Origin of the sequence: Mesorhizobium sp. 1M-11 (genome assembly GCF_001303895.1) — a bacterium.
In the GTDB taxonomy this organism is placed as follows: Bacteria; Pseudomonadota; Alphaproteobacteria; order Rhizobiales; family Rhizobiaceae; genus Mesorhizobium.
Genome location: NZ_LJSD01000058.1, coordinates 1 through 18615, shown reverse-complemented (window position 1 = coordinate 18615; position 18615 = coordinate 1). Strand labels below are relative to the sequence as shown.

At 63.3% G+C, this 18615-nt stretch carries 18 protein-coding genes; 8 read left to right on the top strand and 10 right to left on the bottom strand.

Features of this window, described 5'->3' with window-relative positions:
• The first annotated feature begins 120 nt into the window (after positions 1-120).
• From AO692_RS25820 to AO692_RS25800, 5 genes are all read left to right on the top strand, one after another.
• Positions 121-1896 carry a glucan ABC transporter ATP-binding protein/ permease gene (locus AO692_RS25820; protein WP_054312940.1) on the top strand — a complete coding sequence of 592 codons (1776 nt, stop codon included), beginning with the start codon at positions 121-123 and terminating at the stop codon, positions 1894-1896.
• A 215-nt stretch (positions 1897-2111) separates the two neighbouring features.
• Positions 2112-2867 (top strand): heme ABC transporter permease, encoded by a 756-nt coding sequence (locus AO692_RS25815; protein ID WP_054312939.1) that lies wholly within the window; start codon positions 2112-2114, stop codon positions 2865-2867.
• Between the two features lie 134 nt (positions 2868-3001).
• The gene (locus tag AO692_RS25810; protein WP_054312938.1) at positions 3002-3688 is read left to right on the top strand and encodes a D-lyxose/D-mannose family sugar isomerase; all 687 of its coding nucleotides are present in this window, start codon (positions 3002-3004) and stop codon (positions 3686-3688) included.
• Positions 3689-3981: 293 nt separating this feature from the next.
• Positions 3982-4980, top strand: coding sequence for a YeiH family protein (locus AO692_RS25805; protein ID WP_244483496.1), 999 nt, complete (start codon positions 3982-3984; stop codon positions 4978-4980).
• A 107-nt stretch (positions 4981-5087) separates the two neighbouring features.
• Positions 5088-5984, top strand: coding sequence for a LysR family transcriptional regulator (locus tag AO692_RS25800; protein WP_054312936.1), 897 nt, complete (start codon positions 5088-5090; stop codon positions 5982-5984).
• Positions 5985-6001: 17 nt separating this feature from the next.
• Here AO692_RS25800 and AO692_RS25795 read toward each other — a convergent pair whose 3' ends face one another.
• From AO692_RS25795 to AO692_RS25785, 3 genes are all read right to left on the bottom strand, one after another.
• Positions 6002-7423 (bottom strand): coniferyl aldehyde dehydrogenase, encoded by a 1422-nt coding sequence (locus AO692_RS25795; protein WP_054312935.1) that lies wholly within the window; start codon positions 7421-7423, stop codon positions 6002-6004.
• 178 nt (positions 7424-7601) lie between these two features.
• A complete protein-coding gene (locus tag AO692_RS25790; RefSeq protein WP_054312934.1) occupies positions 7602-9191 on the bottom strand; it encodes a GMC family oxidoreductase N-terminal domain-containing protein in 1590 nt (529 codons plus the stop codon).
• Positions 9192-9195: 4 nt separating this feature from the next.
• Positions 9196-10698, bottom strand: coding sequence for an aldehyde dehydrogenase family protein (locus AO692_RS25785; protein ID WP_054312933.1), 1503 nt, complete (start codon positions 10696-10698; stop codon positions 9196-9198).
• A 196-nt stretch (positions 10699-10894) separates the two neighbouring features.
• Here AO692_RS25785 and AO692_RS25780 point away from each other — a divergent pair, with 196 nt between their 5' ends.
• From AO692_RS25780 to AO692_RS25770, 3 genes are read left to right on the top strand one after another with little or no spacing between them, the layout of a single operon-like run.
• A complete protein-coding gene (locus tag AO692_RS25780; RefSeq protein WP_054312932.1) occupies positions 10895-11683 on the top strand; it encodes an SDR family oxidoreductase in 789 nt (262 codons plus the stop codon).
• Positions 11684-11701: 18 nt separating this feature from the next.
• Positions 11702-12496, top strand: coding sequence for a MoaF C-terminal domain-containing protein (locus tag AO692_RS25775; RefSeq protein ID WP_054312931.1), 795 nt, complete (start codon positions 11702-11704; stop codon positions 12494-12496).
• A gap of 14 nt (positions 12497-12510) precedes the next feature.
• On the top strand, positions 12511-12897 hold the full coding sequence (locus AO692_RS25770) for a nuclear transport factor 2 family protein (protein WP_054312930.1): 387 nt from the start codon (positions 12511-12513) through the stop codon (positions 12895-12897).
• Between the two features lie 87 nt (positions 12898-12984).
• Here the strand turns inward: AO692_RS25770 and AO692_RS25765 are convergent, their stop codons facing one another.
• The 7 genes from AO692_RS25765 to AO692_RS25735 all read right to left on the bottom strand — a co-directional run.
• Positions 12985-13785 carry a DNA adenine methylase gene (locus tag AO692_RS25765; RefSeq protein WP_054312929.1) on the bottom strand — a complete coding sequence of 267 codons (801 nt, stop codon included), beginning with the start codon at positions 13783-13785 and terminating at the stop codon, positions 12985-12987.
• Positions 13786-13924: 139 nt separating this feature from the next.
• Positions 13925-14491 carry a DUF4376 domain-containing protein gene (locus AO692_RS25760; protein WP_054312928.1) on the bottom strand — a complete coding sequence of 189 codons (567 nt, stop codon included), beginning with the start codon at positions 14489-14491 and terminating at the stop codon, positions 13925-13927.
• Positions 14484-15845 carry a DUF2793 domain-containing protein gene (locus AO692_RS25755; protein WP_054312927.1) on the bottom strand — a complete coding sequence of 454 codons (1362 nt, stop codon included), beginning with the start codon at positions 15843-15845 and terminating at the stop codon, positions 14484-14486. The genes AO692_RS25760 and AO692_RS25755 overlap by 8 nt, the downstream gene beginning before the upstream one ends.
• Before the next feature lie 9 nt (positions 15846-15854).
• On the bottom strand, positions 15855-16160 hold the full coding sequence (locus AO692_RS25750; protein ID WP_054312926.1) for a hypothetical protein: 306 nt from the start codon (positions 16158-16160) through the stop codon (positions 15855-15857).
• Positions 16157-17314 (bottom strand): hypothetical protein, encoded by a 1158-nt coding sequence (locus AO692_RS25745; protein WP_054312925.1) that lies wholly within the window; start codon positions 17312-17314, stop codon positions 16157-16159. Before AO692_RS25745 ends, AO692_RS25750 begins: the two co-directional genes overlap by 4 nt.
• Positions 17311-18078, bottom strand: coding sequence for a putative phage tail protein (locus AO692_RS25740; protein WP_082407561.1), 768 nt, complete (start codon positions 18076-18078; stop codon positions 17311-17313). Before AO692_RS25740 ends, AO692_RS25745 begins: the two co-directional genes overlap by 4 nt.
• A partial coding sequence (locus AO692_RS25735; RefSeq protein ID WP_200911785.1) for a baseplate J/gp47 family protein occupies positions 18075-18615 on the bottom strand: 541 nt, incomplete at its 5' end. The genes AO692_RS25735 and AO692_RS25740, both read right to left, overlap by 4 nt.

Genomic DNA, 18615 nt, shown 5'->3' with positions numbered 1-18615 from the left:
GTTTTGTTCGTCGGAACGGAGCAGAAGGCATAGGCGGGCATTGTTTTGCCACCCATCTAGGGCTAGGTGTTCACCGCAATAATGCGGCGCACTATGGATCGTTACGCGGGAGTAATTGAGTTGTCCCTGCTGCAAATCTACTGGAGAGCGCTCGGCTATCTTACCGCCGATAAGAAGCGTCTCATCCTGATCTGCATGGCGAACGTCATGCTTGCGATGGTCGCGGTTTACGAACCGATGCTGTTGGGTAAGGTCATCGGCGCAATCGCCGAACGCACCAATCCGTTCACCGAGCTGGTCATGTGGGCAGGCCTCGGCGCCTTCAACATCATCGCTGTCGTTCTTGTTGCTCGCGGCGCTGACCGCTTCGCTCACAAGCGTCGCTCGGAAGTGCTGTGCGAGTCCTTCGAACGCGTCGTCACCATGCCGCTCGCCTGGCACCAGCAGCGCGGTACATCCAACTCGCTGCAGACATTGCTGCGCGCGGTCGAGTCGCTGTTCACGCTGTGGCTTGAATTCATGCGCCAGCATCTGTCGACCGTTGTCGCGCTGGCGTTCCTCGTGCCGACGGCGCTGAGCCTCGATGCCCGTATGTCTGCCGTTCTCCTGGTGCTTGGCGTGTTCTACTTCGCCATCGGTCGTCTTGTCATGCGCAAGACCAAGCAGGGCCAGGCCAACGTCGAGCGTCACTATCACACCGTTTTCGCCCACGTGACGGATTCTGTCAGCAACGTTGCCGTTCTGCAGAGCTACAACCGCATCGGCCATGAGGCTGAGACGCTGAAGCGATACGTCAAGGATCTGCTCAACGCCCAGAACCCGGTTCTGGATTGGTGGGCCCTGGCCAGCGCCATGAACCGCCTGTCTTCGACTGTTTCGATGATGGTTGTGCTGATGATCGGTTCCTATCTGGTCATGCACGGTGAATTGCGCATCAGCGACGTCGTTGCCTTCACCGGCTTTGCCACGCTGCTGATTGGTCGTCTCGACCTGGTGTCGAACTTTGTGACGCAGATTTCGGAAGCACGGGCCAAGCTTGAGGAATTCTACAAGCTCGAGGAAGACTCTGCCGAAGCTGCCGAGCCGGAAGATCTGCGTGATCTCGGCAAGGTCACCGGCCACATCCAGTTCGAGAACGTCAGCTTCAACTTCGCCAACTCCACACAGGGCGTCGAGGACGTTTCCTTTGAGGTGAAGGCTGGGCAGACGGTTGCGATCGTTGGTCCGACGGGTGCGGGCAAGACCACGCTCATCAATCTCCTGCAGCGTGTCCACACGCCGAGCGAAGGCCGTATCCTCATCGACGGCATCGACACCCGCACGGTGACTCGTAAGTCGCTGCGCCACTCGATTGCCACCGTGTTCCAGGATGCCGGTCTGCTCAATCGGTCGATCGAGGACAACATCCGCGTCGGCCGTGACGAGGCGACCAATGAGGAAGTCCATGCCGCGGCCGAGGCTGCCGTGGCGCAGGATTTCATCCTGGCCAAGAGCGATGGCTACGATACTGTCGTCGGCGAACGCGGCGGCCAGCTGTCGGGTGGCGAGCGCCAGCGCATCGCTATTGCCCGCGCCGTGCTGAAGGACGCGCCGATCCTCGTCCTCGATGAGGCGACGAGCGCGCTCGACGTCGAAACCGAGGGCCGTGTCAAGGAAGCGCTCGACGACCTGCGTCGCGACCGCACCACCTTTGTCATCGCCCATCGCCTGACCACGGTTCGCGACGCCGACCTCGTCATCTTCATGGACAAGGGTAGCGTCGTCGAGATGGGCGGCTTCCAGGAGTTGTCGATGCGCAATGGCCGCTTCGCTGCGCTGTTGCGCGCCGGGGGGCTGCTCGCCGAAGAGGATGTCCGCCGGCTCAGCATCGTGTCGGTGACCGGCGAGGCCGCCTGATCGTCGGATCATCCGGCCTCGGCCACGGGTGACAGAAATTGACACCGCGTACTCCCTGAGCAATTTCGGCAAAAGCGCGCAGCGGTTTTGCCGAAATTGCGCAACCACAAAGAGTTGGAGCGTTTCCACGGGTCCGTGAAAAACGCTCCGAGGTGCGCGGTGTTGTCCTTTCGGCATGGCTTCAAACGTCGACCGAAAGGTTCTAAGAACACCTCATGAGCGAAATGAGCACACGCCCCTCGAGTTGGGCAGACCTGGCTAACCCGACCCGTTTCATGGCTCTGGCCGATAGGCTGGTGCCTTGGCTGACTGGCATCGCGATGGTCGTGCTCGCGGCCGGTCTCTATATGAGCTTCACCGCGCCTGAGGATTTCCAGCAGGGCATCACCGTACGCATCATGTACATCCATGTGCCCTTCGCCTGGCTTTCCATGATGTGCTACACGGTGATGGCCCTTTCGGCGTTGGGCACGCTGGTATGGCGCCACCCACTGGCCGACGTCTCGCTGAAGGCCGCAGCGCCCATCGGCGCGGTGTTCACCGCATTGGCGCTGATCACGGGCTCGATCTGGGGCAAGCCGATGTGGGGAACCTGGTGGGTGTGGGACGCTCGCCTGACCTCGGTCTTTGTTCTGTTCCTGATGTATCTCGGCATTATCGCGCTGACCCGTGCATTGGACGATGCCGCGCGTGCAGCCTGGGCCGCCGCCATCATCACGCTGGTCGGCTTCATCAACATTCCCATCATCAAGTTTTCGGTCGAATGGTGGAACACGCTGCACCAGCCGGCGTCGGTATTCCGGCTGGACGGACCGACGATCGATCCCAGTCTTTTGTGGCCGCTTCTGGTAATGGCCATCGGTTTCACGGTTCTGTTTTTTGCATTGCATCTGATTGCGATGCGCACCGAAATCCATCGCCGCCGTGTCATAGCGATGCGCCGCATGGCGGCGCGTCGCGCCGACGCCTGACGCCGCCCTCGCTGCACATCGACAGCCGGCGGGCGTTGCGCTATGCGAAATTCCCAAGCAGGTTCCGCAAAAGTGTCCCGCGGTTTTGCGACGAGAACCTGCCAAAGGGTAACTGCTTTCACAGGATCGTCCTCATGAAACGTTCGACCGTCAACGCCATCATTCGCGAGGGCGATGCCTTCATCCGTTCATTCGGCTACGTCATGCCGCCTTTCGCCTATTGGACACCGGAGGACATGAAGGCGCGTCGCGACACCTCCGCGGGCGTGTTCGACTCCCGGCTTGGCTGGGACATCACCGACTATGGCCAGGGCAAGTTCGACGAACTCGGCCTTTTCCTGTTCACGGTGCGCAATGGCCGTTTCGAGGACATGAAGAAGGGCGCGGGCATGCTTTATGCTGAGAAGATCATGATCACGCGCAAGGACCAGCTTTCGCCGATGCACCGGCACGTGATCAAGGCGGAAGACATCATCAACCGCGGTGGCGGCAAGCTGGTGCTGGAACTGTTCATGCCCGATGCGGATGGCGGCATCGATCCCACGGCGGAAGTCTCCGTTCCGGTCGACGGCACCATTCGCAAGTTGCCGGCAGGCGGCCTGCTCAAGCTTGATCCGGGCGAAAGCGTCACGCTGCTGCCGGGTGTCTGGCACGCCTTCTGGGCAGAGGGCAAGGACGTGTTGATCGGCGAAGTCTCGACCGTCAACGACGATCTCACCGACAACATCTTCCGCGAGCCGATCGGTCGCTTCTCCGACATCGAAGAGGATGAGGCACCGCTCCACCTCCTGGTATCCGACTACGAACGCTGGGTCGGCTGATCCCTCGCTAGAGCATTCCCGTTTTCACGGAAACGCTCTAATTCTTTGTTTCTACGCAATTCCGGACGGAAAACCGTTAGACACTTTTCCTGGAATTGCTCTAGCGTGGCGAACGCGCGGGTGACATCCAACGCGTCCTGCCGCCTGCAGTGATCGTTCGTTTGAATCGAATGATTTGACACGGACAATGCGTTGGATTGATGAGAAGGAGAATGGCATTCCAATTCTGCTTGGAATTGGAGAATGCAGTGTCTGCCGTATCGTTTGATCGCCCGGTTGCCCCGCCCGTCAAGATTGGCGAGCCGGCCGCCGTCAACAAAACCACAATCTGGCCCGGCATCGTGCTGGCGGCGATTGTGGCTGCGTCGGCTTTTTCGATCCGCGAATTACCAGGGCTCGGCATTTTCAGCCCGATGATCCTTGCCGTCATCGTCGGCATCGTCTTCGCCAACTTGGTCGGCTTGCCGTCCAACACGCGCGCCGGTATCGCCTTTTGCCAGCGCACCCTGTTGCGCCTCGCGATCGTGCTGCTCGGCTTCCAGCTGACGGTGACGCAACTTGCAGCGATCGGTGCAGCCGGTGTCGGCGTTGTCGCGCTGTCGCTGCTGGCCACGTTCTGTTTCACCCTCGGCCTTGGCCGGCTTCTCGGTGTTGACCGCAAGCTCACGGAATTGATCGCCGCTGGAACCTCGATTTGTGGCGCCTCGGCCATTGTTGCGACCAATGCCGTGACCAACGCAGGCGACGAGGATGTTGCCTATGCCGTCGCCTCAGTCACGCTGTTCGGCACCATCGCGATGCTCGGATACCCGCTGCTGGCCGTCGCGACGGGGCTCGATCAGCATGGCTTTGGCCTGTGGGCAGGTGCCTCCATCCATGAGATCGCGCAAGTCATCGGCGCCGGCTTCCAGGTTGGCCCGCAAGCCGGCGAAATCAGCACCATCGCCAAGCTGGCACGGGTGGCGCTGCTGGCGCCCATGGTGATAGCGCTTGGCGTCATGGCTGCGCGGGGCAGGGCCTCTGAAAAGGCCGCAAAGCCACCCATGCCTTGGTTTGTTTTCGCCTTTGTCGCCGTTGTCGCGTTGAACAGCGCAGTCGAAGTGCCGGCCGAAGCCAAGTCCCTCATCGTTTTCGCAACCACCTTCATGTTGTCGGTCGGCCTGGCAGCAATGGGCCTGCAGACGCATATCGGCAAGATACGCTCGCGGGGGCTTCGCCCATTGCTGCTTGCGCTTTCGGCGTTTGTCTTTATCGCTTGCTTCAGCCTGCTTCTGGTCAAACTGGTGGGCTAGTGCATCGGCCCGAAAATCGGGTTCGATTTTCGGCAAGCACGATGCGCAGATTTAGAGTTTTGGAGTGCCCCGCGTCCAATGGATGCGCGGCGCTCTGAGGAGCCCGCATGACGCTGGAGCAATTGCGCATTTTTGTTGCTGTCGCCGAACGCGAGCACGTCACCAACGCTGCGCGTGATCTCAATCTGACGCAATCGGCGACGAGCGCGGCGGTGGCCGCGCTCGAGGCTCGCTACGCGACGAAGCTGTTCGATCGTGTCGGCCGACGCATTGCGCTCACCGATGCTGGGCGGCTCTTCCTGGCTGAGGCGAAAGCGGTGCTGGCACGCGCGACGGCTGCCGAACTGGTGCTTGCGGATCTTGCCGGATTGAAGGTCGGCTCGCTGGGCCTCGCTGCCAGCCAGACGGTCGGCAATTACTGGCTGCCGCCTTTCATCCATGCTTTTCGTTCGCAACATGCCGGCATTGCCGTTTCGCTCACCATGGGCAACACCGAGACGGTGGCAGCGCAGGTGCGGGAAGGTGAGGCCAATCTTGGCTTTGTAGAGGGTGAGGTCGATGAGCCGACCCTTTCCGTCAGCACGGTGGCAGAAGACGAGATGGTGCTGCTGGCGCCGCCCGATCATCCCTGGGGGAAGCTCGGCAAAGACGCCAAACCCTTGCTTGCAACGGCAAGCTGGATCCTGCGCGAAAGCGGTTCCGGAACGCGCTCGACCCTTGCTGCCATGCTGCGCCAGGAAGGTATCTCGGAAACCGATATCGACATTGGCCTGGTGTTGCCCACCAATGAGGCAGTGCGGACAGCCGTTGCGGCTGGAGCTGGAGTGACGGTGATGTCTCGCCTCGTTGCGGCCAATGCGCTCGCCGCCGGCAATTTGATCGCGGTCGACTATCCGGTGCCGCGCCGCAAATTTTTCATGCTGCGCCACAAAGAGCGCTATGCCACCGCCGCCGAGACCGAGTTCATGCGGGTGATCGGCCAAGACAACCGAACCAATAACTGACGTTGCCGCGCTTATGTTCAGGTCACCAGCCTGAGCATTTTCAGCACACGCTCGAACATTGCGCCGTAAGGAGGATGCAGAAGCGCTCCGCCGTTGAAACGCGATTGCAGGAAGACCGGCTTTTCCTTGCTGAAGGTACGGAATCCCCATTCGCCATGATAGGCACCGGTGCCGCTGGCGCCGACACCACCGAAGGGCTGACGTTCCTGTGCTATATGCAGCAGGCAATCGTTGATCGTGACACCGCCGGCCACGGTCTCGTGCAACACGCGTTCGCGTGCCGCGGAATCGGTTCCGAACCAATAGAGGGCAAGCGGTCTATCGCGTTGGTTCACATAGCCGATCGCATCATCCAGCGAAGCGTATTCGAGGATCGGCAACACCGGACCGAAGATTTCCTCCTGCATCAAGCGGCTGTTTTCCGGTGCATTCTGCACCAAGGTCGGAGCGAACTTGCGGCCCTCAGCAGGAAGCGTCTCGTTGGTCGGGTTGACCTCGGTCACAATCGCGCCGCCCGCAACCGCTTCCTCGACCAGACTTTTCAGCCGCTGGTAGTGACGGTCGGAGACGATCGAGCTGTAGTCGGTGTTGGCTTTCAAGGTCGGGTAGAGCGTCCTGACGGTCTCGGCGAACCTCTTCGTCAAAGCTGAAGCCTGGCCTTGCGGCACCATGATATAGTCCGGAGCGATGCAGGTCTGCCCGGCATTGAGCAGCTTGCCGAAGACAATGCTGCGCACGGCTGCATCCATGTCACAGGATGGATCGAGGATCGCTGGTGACTTGCCGCCCAATTCCAGCGTCACCGGCGTCAGGTTGGCAGCGGCTGCAAGCGCCACCTGACGGCCAACAGAAGTCGAACCGGTGAAGATCAGGTGATCGAAGGGTAACGACACGAACGCCTTGCCGGTCTCGGCGTCACCTGTAATGACATCGACTTCTTCCGGGGCGAAATGTTCGGCAACGAGATCGGCGAGCAAGGCCGAAAAGCTCGGGGTCAGTTCCGAAGGCTTCATCAACACCCGGTTGCCGGCCGCGAGCGCCGCCGTCGCCGGGGCAACGGCGAGCTGGAACGGATAGTTCCACGGCGAGACGACGCCAACCACGCCAAGAGGCTGCGGCACGAGGCGGTTCTTCCCCGGCAGGAACGGCAGGCTGGTGGCAACGCTGCGGGCACGCATCCAGGAACCGACATGCGAGAGCGCGTGGTTGATGCCAGCACGCACCACGAACAGTTCGGCAAAACGCGTTTCATGTGCCGAACGGCTGCCGAAATCGGCGTCGATGGCCTCGCAAATCGCTTGCTCGTGATTTTCGGTCAGCGCCTGCAGGCGTTTCAGGCGATCCTTGCGGACGGCAAGGGAAGGAAACGGTTCCGCTGCGAAGGCGCGTCGTTGCATGTCGAAGCGCTCGCGCAGCAAATCGGGTTTGACATGCAGCATGGTCAGCTCCACCCCTGCTTGATCGTTTCGCCATAAGGCATTGAAAACGCAAAAAGCACGCTCGCGCACTAGAATGCACTGTACGCATACGGGAATGGAACGCCCGATTTGGACGAGCGTCAACAGCTTTTGACGGCGTCATAGCTGCCGATACGGAAGGTTGGCGCTCGTCCAATCGTCAGGCCGTCGCGAGGATGAAGTCGGCACACCGGTCCGCGATCATGATCGTCGGCGCATTGGTATTGCCGCTGACCAGGCGTGGCATGATCGAAGCATCGCAAATGCGCAAGCGCGGTACCCCTCGCACGCGAAGCTGCGTGTCGACAACCGCCGCCTCATCCGTGCCCATCCGGCAAGTGCCGACCGGGTGGTAGACGGTCTTGGCTGTCTGCATGATGTGGTCGACGATCTTGTCCTCCGACAGATCCGTCGCTCCGCCAGGCCTCAGCTCCTCCCGGATCACCGCCTGCAGCGCCGGCTGGCGCAGGATGTTGCGCGCCACTTTCACGCCTTCAACGAGCAGCTTCAAGTCATCCGGGTTCGACAGGAAGCCGGTGGTGAAACGGATCGGATCGTTCAGGTCACGCGAGCGCAACTCCACCTTGCCGCGCGACTTGGGGCGCAGCACGCAGGGGTTCAGTTCCATGCCGTGTTCAGCCACCGAGCCATGCACGGCGTTCTCGATCATCACCGGCAGCACGTGGAATTGGATATCCGGCCGACCGTCGCCGTCGGTGTCGAAGAAGCCACCGCTCTCCACGACGTTCGAGGTAAGCAGGCCGGTGCCGAAGAGCATATATTGCAGCCCATGACGAAGCGCCTTCAGCCCTTTGTCCTGGCCGAGCAGCGAAATTGGCTCACGCGTTGCGGCGTAGACCGGCGTCGCGACATGATCCTGCAGATCCTTGCCGACGCCCGGCATATCGCGGACGACCGGAATCCCCAATTCCGCCAGGTGCGCTGCAGGACCCAACCCCGACAGCATCATGATTTTTGGCGTCGCCAGCGCGCCGGCGGCCAGGATCACTTCTTCCTTCGCGGAAGCCTGCACGATGCGGCCGTTGGCGATTGTATAGGAAAGTCCGCTCGCCGCGCCATTCTCCAGCGTCAGCGCACTGACCTGGGCATCGGTGACGACAGTGAGGTTCGGATCGCTGGCGAGCGGTTTCAGGAACACCGTTGCCGCCGATTGGCGGACACCATCAAGCGTGGTCAGCTGATAGAAGCCGACGCCTTCCTGGCGTTCGCCGTTGAAGTCGTCATTGTAGCGGTAACCGGCCTGTTGCGCGGCTTTTACATAAGCAAGTGAAAGCGGGTGCCTGTGGCGTGCATCCGATACAGGCAAGGGGCCGCGAGTGCCGTGATAGGTGCCATCCAGCCGCTCGTTGCGCTCCAGCCGCTTGAAAACCGGCAGCACATCGTCCCAGCCCCAGCCAAGGCAACCGAGGTCGCGCCAGGTATCATAATCCTCGTGCTGGCCACGGATGTAGAGCATCGCGTTGATCGACGAGCCACCGCCCAGAGTACGTCCTTGCGGGATCGGCAGCTGCCGCCCACCGACATTAGTCTCCGGTTCGGACTCGTAGATGAAGCTGCGGTTGGTGCCGATGACCTTGGCAAAGGTCGCCGGCATATGGATGAATTTGTCGTTGTCGCGCGGCCCTGCTTCCAGCAGCAGGACGCGCTTGCCGGCCGTCACCAGCCGGTTGGCAATGGTGCAGCCAGCCGATCCCGCGCCGGCGACGATGTAGTCGAAGATTTCCGTCATCGGCTCAGGCGTACCGCATGATGACGGTCTTGGTTTCCAGATAGCTGTCCAGCGCTGCCTTCCCATGTTCGCGGCCGATACCGGACTGTTTGAAACCGCCAAACGGGGCGGCGGGGTCCAGCGTGTTGTGCGAATTCACCCACACCGTGCCGGCCTTGAGGCCGTGTGCCGCCTTCATCGCCTTGCCGAGATCGCGCGTCCAGACCGATGCGGAAAGGCCGTAGCGGGTGTCGTTGGCAAGCCGGATCGCCTCGTCGAGATCTGCGACGGGCATCGCGGCGACGACCGGTCCGAAGACCTCTTCGCGCACGATTTCGGCGTCGAGCTTAACATTGTGCAGGATGGTCGGTGCGATGTAGTGGCCCTTGGTCGGCACAGCGCGATGACCGCTGACGCGTTCACCGCCGGCCGCCAGTGCGCGATCGAGATAACCGAGCACGCTCTGCTTGTGCTTGGCTGAGACAACGGGGTTGATCTGCGCGCCTTCGTCCCGCCCTGCGCCCAGCGTCATGCCATCGGCGATTTCAGCCAGCCTTGCCAGCGTGCGGTCATAGATCGACTTTTCGATCAGGATGCGTGCCGCCGATGTGCAGACCTGACCCTGGTTGAAGAACATGCCGAGGCCTGCGAGCAGGGGCTCGATGCCGTGTTCCATGTCCGACAGCAGGATCATCGGCGACTTCGAACCCAGCTCCAGCGTGAAGCGGGCGACACGATCCACCGCGGCATGGCCCACGCGCTTGCCGACTTCGGTCGAGCCCGTAAAGGTCAGTTTGTCGATGCCGGGATGTTTGATCAGCGCTTCGCCGGTCACCGAGCCTGAGCCGGTGACGACATTGACCACGCCGGCTGGGAAGCCGACCGCCTCGATCAGTTCGGCGAGCCTGAGCAGGCCGAGCGGTGTCTCCTGTGGCGGCTTGATGACAACGGTACAGCCGGCGGCGAGTGCTGGCGCGATCTTCCACACGCCGATCATCAGCGGGAAATTCCACGGCACGATGGCACCGACCACGCCGACCGGCTCCATGACCGTCATGGCATGATGCTTGGCGCCGGGTGGCACCGGAATGGAGACGTTGATCGTCGTGCCTTCGATCTTGGTCGCCCAGCCGGCATAGTAGCGCAGCCAGTTTACCGAACCGCCGGCCGACAGCATCTTGGCGACGCCGAGCGACTTGCCGTTCTCGATGCTTTCGATTTCGGCGAGCAGATCCATATCCGCTTCGACGGCATCGGCGAGTCTCAACATCAGCCGCTCGCGCTCGACCGGTGGCATCGAACCCCAGGGACCTTCCAGTGCCGCACGCGCTGCCTTTACGGCCTGGTCGACGATTTCGGGACCGCTTTCGGGCACGCGAGCAACAATTTCACCTGTCGCCGAGTCATCGACCGGCAATGCCCCGCCTTGGTCGATATCGACAAAGCGCCCCCCGATGAAAGGGCGATGCGTACGGGCAAGAAACGCCGATGCCGCGGCGCTGATCGGGGGAGCAACTCTCTCGTTCATCAAATCCTCCTGCCGGCCATTTGACCGTGCGGTCAGGGGTAAGAAGGCTGCTCGCGCGCTTCAAGGCAAAGACCGGCCAAGTGCACGTTCAGTCAAAACAAAGTTCCCGCTCGGACAAGACGTTGCGCCCGGCAGCGTCGCACTATCGGTGCACGTAAACGGGCCGGAGCAGGCGGTCCGCCAACACGGGGCGACGATGAGATTTTCCGGAAAGACAGCATTCATAACCGGCGGAGGCACCGGCATCGGCGCTGCCGTCGCCAGACGCATGGCCAGGGAAGGTGCCAATATCGTTCTGATGGGGCGCCGCCGCGAACCGCTCGAGGCCGTGGCGAACGACACCAACGCACTGATCGTTCAGGGTGATGCCGCCGATGCCGATGCAGTGCGTGCCGCTCTGAAGGAAGTGCACGCCAGGTTCGGCCTCGTCGATATCCTGATCGCGAATGCTGGCGGCCACGGTGTCGGCCCCACCATTTCGATGAGCGACGAGACCTGGGCGCTGGCGACGCGGACCAATCTCGACACCACTTTCGTCTGTGCCCGCGAGATCCTGCCCGACCTGATCTCAAAGCGCGGCAACATCGTGGTCGTTGCCTCGATCGCCGGACTTTTTGCCGGTCCGGCGGCTGCGGGCTATGTGACCATGAAACATGCCTGTGTCGGGCTCGGTAAATCGCTGGCGCGCGACTACGGCCGCCGCGGTGTGCGCACCAACACCATCTGCCCGGGCTGGGTGGCGACCGCGATGGCCGACGAGCAGATGCAGGTCATCGTCGGGAAGCACGGTCTGGCAACCGTCGACGAGGCCTACAGGCTGGTCACCAAGGATGTGCCGCTCGGCCGTCCCGCCACGCCGGAAGAAGTTTCCAACGTCATCTGCTTTGTCGCCTCCGAAGAGGCCGCGATGATGAATGGTTCGATCCTGACCGTCGATGGTGGTGCCACCGTGGTCGACCTGCCGACCCTAGCCTTTGTTGATTGAGCGTTCGAGGACCTTGCGATGAATGACGTGAACAGACCGGCCGACTGGAAGCATTTCGATGACTTCGCCGCCGGGATTGCCACCAACCGGCTGCCGACGACCAAGGCCCTGGCTGGCCAGACCTTCAAGATCACGCTGAACGGCGGACGCCAGATTGATCTGGCTTTCACGTCGGCGGATACCGTCGCGTGGGGCGAGGGCAAGGATGCCGGCGTCGATTGGTATGAGGCGCTGGAAGTCGCCGCCGACACCGTCTTCATCAATATGACGTTCGCCGCACGTCCGACCGAAGATGAAGCCTTGATCGTCAACACTCGCACACGGCGTGTCCTTTCGGTGCGCGAACGGGTGAGGGAAGCCGGTGAAGCGCCGGGTGAGCCGCGTGTCGCGCAGACATGGCTGGCGGGCGTGCTCGGCGATCCTTCAGTTGCGCCAGGCGGTATCGAACCTGCTCCGTCGCGCGACCTCGTCGGGCTCACCGCGCACTACGAATACAGTCCCAACCACGTCTACGAGCATATCTACCTGTCGTCGCAGCGTTATGCCTGGCAGAACCTTGTCGGCGTGCAGCGTGGCCATGGCGATGTCGACCTTGCCACGACCTGGAAGTTTGCTGACGGCCAGTATGTCTTCGGTTTCCGCGAATTCATCATCCCGGTGGCATCTCTGTTCTTCTACAATTGGGATGACATGCGCTCGACGGGCAAGTTCCTCGGCGTGATCTCGACCGGCGCCATCGAAAACAAGCCAGCTGGCGCATTCATCACCAAGAAATCGACAACCGACTACGGAAAGGGACCGGCGCCGGTTTGAGCGCGGGCAAAACCATGAGCAAGAACTACGAAGCGATCAAGGCGCATTACGCCGGCTCCGACAACAAGGACCTGGCGGCGATGATGGCGCCGATCACCGACCGCACGGCCTGGACCGAGATGGCCGGCTTTCCCTATGCCGGCACCTATGTCGGCACTGTCGCCATCATTGAAGGCGTGTTCAAGCGCATCGGCGACGAGTGGGAGGGCTATACCTTTACGTTGGAAAGGCTGGTCGACGGCGGGTCGACCATCCTCGGTATCGGCACCTACACCGGTACCTACAAACGCACCGGCAAGCCGATGAAAGCGCGTTGTAGCCGGTCGCGCGGTTTTGAGTTTTTGACGCGCGGTTTTAGAGCACTCGGCCAAGCTTCAAAGCCTCTTTTAGGGTCACTCTAACGCCGCTTGAACCGAGCGAGCGCGAGCCAGATGACCAGGCCGCAAAACACGACTAGCGGCAGGTATCCCAACATCAACGACGCCGCCTCACCCATGAATGATCAGCTCCTTTGCCGGCCGGGGCGGACCGGAGACGGTGTAGAGCAGATCTACCGGCTGCATGTCGAAGCCTGCGAACGTCTCCCGGATCTCCGGCACGTCGTTGATGGACAGGATAAACCGACCTTTCATCCGGTGCAGGCGCTCGGCCATGACGGCGAACTGCGCCCGGTCGAACAGCTCGCGGCCGTAGTCACCCTCCGAACCGTAGTACGGCGGATCGAGGTAGAACAGCGTCTCCGGCCGGTCGTAGCGGTCGATGAAGGCCAGCCAGTCGAGGTTCTCGACGACGACGCCGGCGAGGCGTTCATGGATATCTGCGAGTAGCGGCTCCAGCCTGGTCAGATTGAAACCGGCTGCGCTCGCCGGATCGACACCGAAGTTCTGGCCGGCGACCTTGCCGCCGAAGGCCGTCCGCTGGAGGTAGAGGAAGCGGCCGGCCCGCTCCAGATCGGTCAGGGTCGTTGGATCGCTCTTCTTCAGCCGCTCGAACTCGCGCCGGCCGGTGAGCTGGAACCGCAGCGTGTCGAGGAACTGCGGATAGTGGCGCTGCAGGATCCGGAAGAGGTTCGCCACATCGCCGTTGCGGTCGTTGATGACCTCGGCCGGCGGCCGCTGCCGGCGCCGGAAGAACACACCGCCCATGCCGACGAAAGCCTCTGCATAGGTCCGGTGCGGCGTCGCCTCGATGGCGACGACCAGTTGCGCCGCCAGGCGGCGCTTGCCGCCGATGTATCCCGCCGGCGGGCGGATCGGATCTACGGCTGTGAATGACGGTTGAAGGGGCATTTAAAGGCCTTGGAGGATCAGTCACGGTCTGCCTGCCCGAAAGGGCCGCAGGCGCGACAGTTATCCGTTGGGGCTGTCTGGCGGGACAGGACGCCAATCTAGGCCCGCCATCCGGAGCTTGCTCCGGGCGTCTGCGCTCCTACGGCCAGTCGGCCGCGTCGATCTCCGCTGTCGTGGTGATCGTGCCGGCCTCGATCTCGGCGGCCATGGCCGCCTCCGCCGCAAAGCACGCCTGCACATGCGCGCCGACGGCCGTGGCGATCGCCGCCAGCGTGGCGGCGTCCATGCTCACCCAGCCCGACGCCGCCTTGTAGCTGATCGTCTCTGTCGGGTTGGCCTGCGAATAGGCATAGGCGCCGGTGATCATGGCCTGGCTCTCGCGGCTGGTGTCGATCGTCGCGCCGCCGACCGTGATGCCGCCTGTTTCCACCTGCCAGCGCTTGTCCGCCGCATAGGCCGTGAGCTGCACCTTGAGCGGGATGGGCCACAGCGTCAGGCCGTAGGGCGCCAGGACGGCCGCCAGAGCGGCTTCAGTCTGCTCGCCGGCATCGTCGGCCGGCCAGCGCGTCGCATGGCCGTCGCCGTCCACCCAGGCCGCATAGTCGCCGTCCGTCTCGGCGTCGGCAACGAGCGCCTGCCGGGCAGAGCCGTAGAGCCGGCCGTCATCGGCCAGCCAGTACCAGTCTCGCGGATCGTAGCTACGCATATTGGCCTCCCGTCTCGGTCAGCCCGGCCGAATTGCCGGGGATGAAGTTCGCACCGCCGCCATTGGTGTTGATGACGCCGTTCAACGCGGCGTGATAGCGCCGGCCAATACCGCCGCCTGGATGGAAGGTGAGAGCGGCAATCTCGACCACGCCTCCGGAGCGCGCAACGACAGTCGCGTCCGAAAAGGTCGGATTGTTGGGCGTGATCAGCATTTCCGCTGCCGTCGAGGCGGCGATCGTGCCGCCCGTCGCGGCATACAGAGCCGCGTAGGCGTCACCGCCGATGGTCGCCGAGAACCCCGACTGCAGAATGACGCTGCCACCGTCCGTCGAGAAGATATGCGACCAGGTCGACTGCGATACCGCACAATTGAAGATGACGCCGTCGATGGTGGCTACGCCGGAATTTCCGACCTGCAAATTGTGCTGGATCGCCCCGTTGCCGTACGTCAGCGTCAGGCCGGACAAGGTGACGGCCGCCGACGATATGGTCATGCCACGAGCGCCGGTCAGCACATAGTCGGCGCGGTTGTCCTTGTCGCCGACAATCTCAAGGCTGCCCGCAACGCTGCGGATGATGCACGTATCGTAGGTCCCGGGAGTGCCAAGCTTCAGGATCGCCTTGCGGCCGGCGAAGGCATAGCGGTTCTGGATGCGATCGATTGCCGCCGCAATGGTCTTGAAAGCATGGCCGGCGTCGTTGGCGCTGCCGTCGTTGATGTCGTCGCCGTCAGGCCGGATGTAGAGCGTGATCTCGTCCTCATCCGGCCGCAGGATGTAGCTCACAAGGTCCTGGGCGCGCACCGCACCGGTGCCCGTGGCATCCTTCACCTCCTGCGTCGTGGCCGTCTTGACCAGCCCGGCGCGCACATCGGTCGCCAGATACTCGACATAGATGCCGCCGATGCGCACAAACAGCCGGCCGTCCGGCAGGCCGACGCCATGGCCGTCTTTCGTAGCAACGAGCGCCCACGAACCGCCGACCCAGATGGCCAGCTTCTGCGCCTGGCCGGCCCAGTCGCCGCCCGCTGCGTCGGGAACGATATAAGCGTCCCCGATGGCCGCACCGCCGGGCGGATCGGTCGTGGTGACCGACAGCACCGGCATCCATGCGAGCCTGCCGGCGAAGCCCGGAAGGACCATCAGGTTCAGGGCCTGCCAGAGCTGCGTCATGTCGGCCGCCGAAGGGACGATGCCGGCCGCCTCGATGACCTTGAGGATTTCCTCCTGGATGTTGTTGAGGAAGGTGTCCGTCACCTCCGTGCCGGCGACGCCGGCGAGCTTGTTCTGGCTGCGGAAGCCGCGACGCCCGCCGCCGATGTCGACATAGTCCTGACCGTTTACGCGATCCATCCTGTCCTCCTAGAACCAGACGCGAGCCGGCGTGGCGGGCGCGTCGATGATGATATTGGCCGTCACCTGGGCGGCGATCTCGGCCGTGCAGCGCAGGTTGGCGTGAAAGCGATCGTCGAGCGTCGGTTGTGTGATGACCGCGTGGTCTTCGCCATAGACGCCTGGCGCCGTCACGACGGCGCCGACCAGGTCGAGCGCGTAGCTTTCGGTCGAACGGTTCCAGACGCCATCGCCGGCGGGTGCGATCGCCCGCGCCCATGGCAGGGCCGCGATCATGTCGGCCTCGGTGTCGGCGCGCAGATAAAGGGTGATCATGATGCGAAGACCGCCTTCATTTCGTCAGTGGTGGCACGACGCGGCAGCAACAGCACGCGCTTCATCCAGCAGGCCGAATTGGTGACCCACGAGCCTCGGCCGAGCAGAAGCCGGGCAAAGTCGAAGCTGCCGGCCGCTGTGGAGATCGTGTCGCTGACCGGCTCCAGGCCGTTCACCGTCGACCAGATCGTGTCGCCGTCCCATGTGAACGCTGCCCGGACAGGCGCGGTCAGATCGAGGCCGGCGCCCAGCCGCCTCAACGACTTCTCCGTGCCCTCCGGCGTCGCCGTGTAGAAATACTCGCCCTCGCCATCGACGGAGAAGCGGAACGCGCCGTTTTCGTTGATCGACCCGCCATCCAGGTTCGCCATCATCAGAACAGACGAACCGGGCGCCGCCAGCGCCTCGAAAGCGATGAAGCCCTTGTCGAGCGACATTCCCGCAACCGACAGGCTGGCCACGTCAGCGGCGCGGGTCGCGGCGCCGTCCGTCGTCTTCACACAGCTGGTCGGATAGGAGCCGAGCTCGATCTGGAGATCGCCCGTATAGGCGGTGCTGCCGCTGGCTCCGATGACGTTGGAAACGATCTGGCAGACGTTGTGCTCGTCGGCCACCTCGTTGTCGAGCGCCACCCAAAGACGATAGAGGCCGCCGCCGCAGTCGATGACGCCACCGTCGCCCGAGACCTCGCCGGTCGCGCCATCGAAGTAGGTGGATGCCGATCGATACGGGGCCGGGCCACCGAAGTAGCCGATGTCGAGCCGGTGGGTGTCGGCCGTGCCCTTCCGAAAATGCAGCGAGGCGGTACGTGTCAGCCCGTCGCCGGCCGGGACACTCACCGTCTTCGCCACGCCGCCGTTCAGAGCGGTGGATGTGATGAGGGCCAGCGTGTCGGTTCCGTCAGGACCGGCCGCCTGGGCCGGCATGACGGTCCCGTAGGTCGTCGCGGCATCCGTCCAGTCACTCGCGTCGAACAGGTTGGTCGCCGTGTCCTCAAGCAGCGCGCCCCGCACCGCTTTCGTCACCGGGTCATGATCGAAGCGCAGCACGTTCGGCGCCGCGATCTGCAACAGGCCGTCTGCATCGAAACAGGCGGCGCCGCTCGGCCGGACGAGCGACAGGTAGTCGACCGCGTCACCGACGATCAGGGTCATGATGGCCTCATTGCGAAAGAGCCGTCCGTCAGGTCGATGGCGAAGCCGATATCCTCGGCGAGCAACCTTTCAGCGCCGACGGTCGTTCGGCCGGCATAGCTGCCGTCGGTGAAGTCGAAGGCGAAACCGTCCTCGTCGCCGAGCAGGGTGAAGGCGCCGGGGATTTCGTCCTCGAGGCTCTCGCGATAGGAGAAGACCAGCTGCGTATGCGCGGGCTTCAGGCGCCGCAGCTCGCACTCGATATCCGAGAGCGTCAGACCGCCGAGCGGATCGCCGGCGACGTTCTGGCCGGCCCGGAACCACCATTCGTCGATCAGCGTCAGGGCCACCACCCAAGTGAACTGCTCCCCCTCGGCGATCAACGGCGTGCCGGCGACGAGCACGCCGGCCTGGCTCGGCCAGTATTCCTCGATCCGGATCTCGACACCCAGCCGCGCAGCCAGGTCGATGAAGTAAGGGATGCTCTGGCCGCCGCGCGCGGTCCAGCGCTGATGCGCCTGGCGCTGGCGCTGCTCGAGCGTACGTTCCCCGAGATCGCGGCCGCACGGGTCCGGTCCCAGCACCCGCTCGAAATCCGGCAGCAGGCGCACGGACTGGCGCGGGTCGACCTCGTCCATGAGGATTTCGGCATCGGCTTCCGCCTCGCCGAGGCGGCCGGCGATGCCTTCCAGCAGCGCGTCGAGGACGCCGCGGCGCTGGGCAAGCACCCAGCCGGGAGGCAGCTTGGCCACGAGGCTGGCCAGGATGGAGGGGGCCGTCCTCATAACGGCGCCAGGAAGGTGATGGCGCCAACGACCGGATACTGCTTCGTGTCGAGCGTGTAGCGGGCCGCCGGCACTGTCAGGTCATGCGCGTATTCGCCCGAAGCTGCGGAGATCGCCTCGGAGATCCGCGAGGGTTCGATGACGGCGCCGATCGGGCTGTCGTTCTGGTCGTCGTCGGCGTCTCCCAGCGTCGCGATGTAGCGTGCGAACGCCTCGGTGACGCCAGCCCGGATGGCAACGCTGTCCGGCCGGAGCCGCACGGAGATGGCGACTTCTTCCGGCTCGGCCGCAACCACCACCACATTGGCGGTCACCGGACGCACGCCCGACGATGAGCCCGGCGCGCCGAGATAGGCGAGCATTTCCGCGACCTCGTCCGCGGTCGGCTCCCGTCCGGTCTCGCCGTCCTTCATGGCCACGATGACGCCGACCGAGCCGCGGCCGATCCAGTCTGTGACCACCTTGACGGCGCGCACGTCGAAGACCGCCCGCAGCCAGGCGGGATAGTCGAAGCCGGCGCCGCCGTGCGGCGGCTGG

Coding starts and splice junctions, on each gene's coding strand:
- AO692_RS25815 (WP_054312939.1), top strand. CDS start 2,112: ATGAGCGAAATGAGCACACGCCCCTCGAGTTGGGCAGACCTGGCTAAC.
- AO692_RS25810 (WP_054312938.1), top strand. CDS start 3,002: ATGAAACGTTCGACCGTCAACGCCATCATTCGCGAGGGCGATGCCTTC.
- AO692_RS25800 (WP_054312936.1), top strand. CDS start 5,088: ATGACGCTGGAGCAATTGCGCATTTTTGTTGCTGTCGCCGAACGCGAG.
- AO692_RS25795 (WP_054312935.1), bottom strand. CDS start 7,423: ATGCTGCATGTCAAACCCGATTTGCTGCGCGAGCGCTTCGACATGCAA.
- AO692_RS25790 (WP_054312934.1), bottom strand. CDS start 9,191: ATGACGGAAATCTTCGACTACATCGTCGCCGGCGCGGGATCGGCTGGC.
- AO692_RS25785 (WP_054312933.1), bottom strand. CDS start 10,698: ATGAACGAGAGAGTTGCTCCCCCGATCAGCGCCGCGGCATCGGCGTTT.
- AO692_RS25780 (WP_054312932.1), top strand. CDS start 10,895: ATGAGATTTTCCGGAAAGACAGCATTCATAACCGGCGGAGGCACCGGC.
- AO692_RS25775 (WP_054312931.1), top strand. CDS start 11,702: ATGAATGACGTGAACAGACCGGCCGACTGGAAGCATTTCGATGACTTC.
- AO692_RS25770 (WP_054312930.1), top strand. CDS start 12,511: ATGAGCAAGAACTACGAAGCGATCAAGGCGCATTACGCCGGCTCCGAC.
- AO692_RS25765 (WP_054312929.1), bottom strand. CDS start 13,785: ATGCCCCTTCAACCGTCATTCACAGCCGTAGATCCGATCCGCCCGCCG.
- AO692_RS25760 (WP_054312928.1), bottom strand. CDS start 14,491: ATGCGTAGCTACGATCCGCGAGACTGGTACTGGCTGGCCGATGACGGC.
- AO692_RS25755 (WP_054312927.1), bottom strand. CDS start 15,845: ATGGATCGCGTAAACGGTCAGGACTATGTCGACATCGGCGGCGGGCGT.
- AO692_RS25750 (WP_054312926.1), bottom strand. CDS start 16,160: ATGATCACCCTTTATCTGCGCGCCGACACCGAGGCCGACATGATCGCG.
- AO692_RS25745 (WP_054312925.1), bottom strand. CDS start 17,314: ATGACCCTGATCGTCGGTGACGCGGTCGACTACCTGTCGCTCGTCCGG.
- AO692_RS25740 (WP_082407561.1), bottom strand. CDS start 18,078: ATGAGGACGGCCCCCTCCATCCTGGCCAGCCTCGTGGCCAAGCTGCCT.